Source organism: uncultured Nitratireductor sp., from assembly GCF_913053745.1.
Lineage (GTDB): Bacteria > Pseudomonadota > Alphaproteobacteria > Rhizobiales > Rhizobiaceae > Nitratireductor.
In genome coordinates, this window is the sequence record NZ_CAJXGF010000252.1 from 1 (window position 1) to 3,054 (window position 3,054).

At 60.7% G+C, this 3,054-nt stretch carries 5 protein-coding genes; all 5 read left to right on the forward strand.

All coding sequences use genetic code 11. The features are described 5' to 3' along the window. On the forward strand, nt 1-178 hold a 178-nt coding region (gene infC, locus QZ638_RS23015), incomplete at its 5' end, for a translation initiation factor IF-3 (protein WP_295815046.1). Between the two features lie 126 nt (nt 179-304). Next, nucleotides 305-940 (forward strand): isoprenylcysteine carboxylmethyltransferase family protein, encoded by a 636-nt coding sequence (locus QZ638_RS23020; protein WP_295815038.1) that lies wholly within the window; start codon nt 305-307, stop codon nt 938-940. A gap of 233 nt (nt 941-1,173) precedes the next feature. Continuing rightward, a complete protein-coding gene (gene rpmI, locus QZ638_RS23025; RefSeq protein ID WP_007009054.1) occupies nt 1,174-1,374 on the forward strand; it encodes a 50S ribosomal protein L35 in 201 nt (66 codons plus the stop codon). A gap of 37 nt (nt 1,375-1,411) precedes the next feature. Then, nucleotides 1,412-1,813, forward strand: a complete 402-nt coding sequence (gene rplT / locus QZ638_RS23030; protein ID WP_295815041.1) for a 50S ribosomal protein L20 — start codon at nt 1,412-1,414, stop codon at nt 1,811-1,813. A 200-nt stretch (nt 1,814-2,013) separates the two neighbouring features. Then, the coding region (gene pheS / locus QZ638_RS23035) for a phenylalanine--tRNA ligase subunit alpha (RefSeq protein WP_295815043.1) at nt 2,014-3,054 on the forward strand (1,041 nt) is incomplete at its 3' end.

The window sequence follows — 3,054 nt, forward strand, 5'->3', positions numbered from 1 at the left end:
CGGCGACAAGGTCAAGCTGACACTTCGCTTCCGCGGCCGCGAAATGGCGCATATGGAACTCGGCATGCAGCTTCTCAACCGGGTCAAGGAAGAAGTTGAGCCGATCGCCAAGGTGGAAGCCGAGCCCAAGCTCGAGGGCCGTCAGATGATGATGGTTCTGGCGCCGCGCGCCACCTGACCGACTCCTCTCGCCTGAAATCAGAAAACGGACTGCCGCATCGGTGGTCCGTTTTGCGTTGGGGACTTATTAAAGTCCATATCTCCCACCAGCCTGCCGCTTTTACGCTCGGTTGTGGAGAGAATCATGAACGTAGGCGAGGATGCGCTGCACACGTTCCAACGTCACCGCATCAAACTCTTCTGGAGTGCTGGACTCCTTTTGACCGTCTTCCTCTTCCTGTTCCGTCCGACATGGGAAGATTACCAGCCGCACACATTCGATATGGAAGTCTTCATCGTGCTGACCGGTGTGGCTTTCGTCGGCGTGGGGATCATGGGGCGTCTGTGGTGCACGCTCTATATTGGCGGACGCAAGGCCGGAGAGCTCGTGCAATCCGGGCCGTACTCCGTGTGCCGGAATCCCCTTTATCTCTTCTCTACCCTTGCTGCGCTTGGTGTGGGCGCGCAGACCGGCAGCATACTGGTCGCGCTGATCTGCGGGTTTGTCGCGGCGCTGTTCCTGCATTTCACGGCAAAGCGCGAGGAACGCTTCTTGCGCGAGAAATTCGGCGCCGCCTATGAGCGTTACAGAAGCCGCGTTCCCGCGTTCTTGCCCGACTGGCGGCTTTTCCAGGATCCGGACGCAATCGAAATCAGGCCGAAGCGGCTTTATCGCACGCTTCTCGACGGACTGGCATTTTATATGATGGCGCCGGCCTACCAGTTGATCGAAACCTTGCAGGACGGCGGCGCATTGCCGATCCTCGTACGGCTCTTTTAGCCGCACCCCGAACAAACGAGTCACGCGGCAGTTGCGCAAACGCGAAACAGCGCTTATAAGGCCGCGTTCCTGGACCGGCCGGCAGGGCATGCCGTGGCGGTCCTTAATGCTGAAAAGCGCACGCGGGAACCCGAGTGGACGAGAAGCGGCGAAAGCCGCCGCCGAATATCCGGCGCTCTTGATCGAGCCGTTTGCCCGAACATCCAGCGCGAGCGATAGAACGGAGAAGCAAAATGCCCAAGATGAAGACGAAGTCTTCTGTCAAGAAGCGGTTCAAGGTAACCGCCACCGGCAAGGTGAAAGTCGCAGCCGCTGGCAAGCGCCACGGCATGATCAAGCGTTCCAACAAGTTCATCCGCGACGCCCGCGGCACGATGGTTCTTTCCGATCCCGATACGAAGATCGTGAAGAAGTTCATGCCCTACGGCCTGTGATCGCAGAGACCCGGAACACATTTAAGGAGATCATGTCATGGCACGCGTAAAGAGGGGCGTTACCGCCCACGCCAAGCACAAGAAGGTCATGAAAGCCGCAAAGGGTTTCTATGGCCGCCGCAAGAACACCATCCGCACCGCCAAGCAGGCGGTCGAAAAGTCGATGCAGTACGCCTACCGCGATCGCAAGGCCCGCAAGCGCAATTTCCGCGCTCTGTGGATCCAGCGCATCAACGCCGGCGTGCGCGAGCACGGCCTGACCTATGGCCGCTTCATCGACGGCCTCAACAAGGCCGGCATCGAGGTCGACCGCAAGGTGCTGGCCGACATGGCCGTGCACGAGCCGCAGGCCTTCGCCGCCCTGGTGAAGAAGTCCAAGGAAGCGCTCGTGTACCTCAAGGATACCACCCCGAATGCTTTTGAAAGCGCTGTAGCCTAGAGCGCCACGCGCCCTTCGGGGCGCGTAAAGGACGCTCTGGTGCGTTAAGGCGCATGGTCCTTTCTGAAAATCTGCGATTTTCGGGGCCATGCGCTGCTAGCGCTTCCCGAAGCATACAGGTTTAATTCGGGAAACCCGCGCTGGCACGGCTGGCGCGGGTTTTTCTTTGCAAGTTTTAAGGCCAGAAAGGGCCAAGAGGGATGAGCGAACTCGACGCGTTGGAGAAATCCATTACAGAACAGATCGCGGCGGCCAGCAATGAAGCCGAAATCGAGGCCGTGCGTGTGGAAGCGCTTGGCAAGAAGGGCTCTGTCTCGCAAATGCTGAAGACGCTCGGCTCCATGTCGCCGGAAGAGCGGCAGGTGATGGGGCCCGCGATCAACGGCCTGAAGGCGCGTGTCTCCGAGGCGCTGACCGCCCGGCGCAGCGAACTGCGCGACGCCGCCATCGACGCACGCCTCGAACGCGAGACCGTCGATGTGACACTGCCCGTGCGCCGCCCACCCGCCGAGCGCGGCCGCATACACCCGATCAGCCAGGTGATCGACGAGATCACGGCGATCTTCGCCGATATGGGCTTTTCGATTGCCGAAGGGCCGGACATCGAGACCGACTATTACAATTTCACTGCGCTGAACTTCCCCGAAGGCCACCCGGCCCGCGAGATGCACGACACCTTCTTCTTTCCACCGGATGAGACGGGCGAGCGCAAGCTTCTGCGCACGCACACCTCGCCGGTGCAGATCCACACGATGGAGGCGCAGGAGCCGCCGATCCGCATCGTCATTCCGGGCAAGACCTACCGGCAGGATTCGGACGCGACCCACTCGCCCATGTTCCACCAGCTCGAAGGGCTGGTGATCGACAGGACGGCCAATGTCGCCAACATGAAGTGGGTCCTGCAGGAATTCTGCAAGGCGTTCTTCGAGGTGCCGCAGCTCAACATGCGCTTCCGCCCCTCCTTCTTCCCCTTCACCGAGCCGAGCCTTGAAGTGGACATTCAGTGCGACCGCTCGCAGCCCGGCGAAGTGCGCTTCGGCGAGGGCAATGACTGGATGGAGATCCTCGGCTGCGGCATGGTGCACCCCAATGTGCTGCGCGCCTGCAATCTCGATCCCGATGTGTATCAGGGCTTCGCCTGGGGCATGGGCATCGACCGCATCGCCACGCTGAAATACGGCATGCCGGACCTGCGCGACTATTTCGACGCCGATGTGCGCTGGATCGAGCATTACGGCTTC

Bases quoted from the DNA above. Each gene is read 5' to 3' on its own strand.
- rplT (WP_295815041.1), top strand. From the start codon at position 1,412: ATGGCACGCGTAAAGAGGGGCGTTACCGCCCACGCCAAGCACAAGAAG.
- QZ638_RS23020 (WP_295815038.1), top strand. From the start codon at position 305: ATGAACGTAGGCGAGGATGCGCTGCACACGTTCCAACGTCACCGCATC.
- rpmI (WP_007009054.1), top strand. From the start codon at position 1,174: ATGCCCAAGATGAAGACGAAGTCTTCTGTCAAGAAGCGGTTCAAGGTA.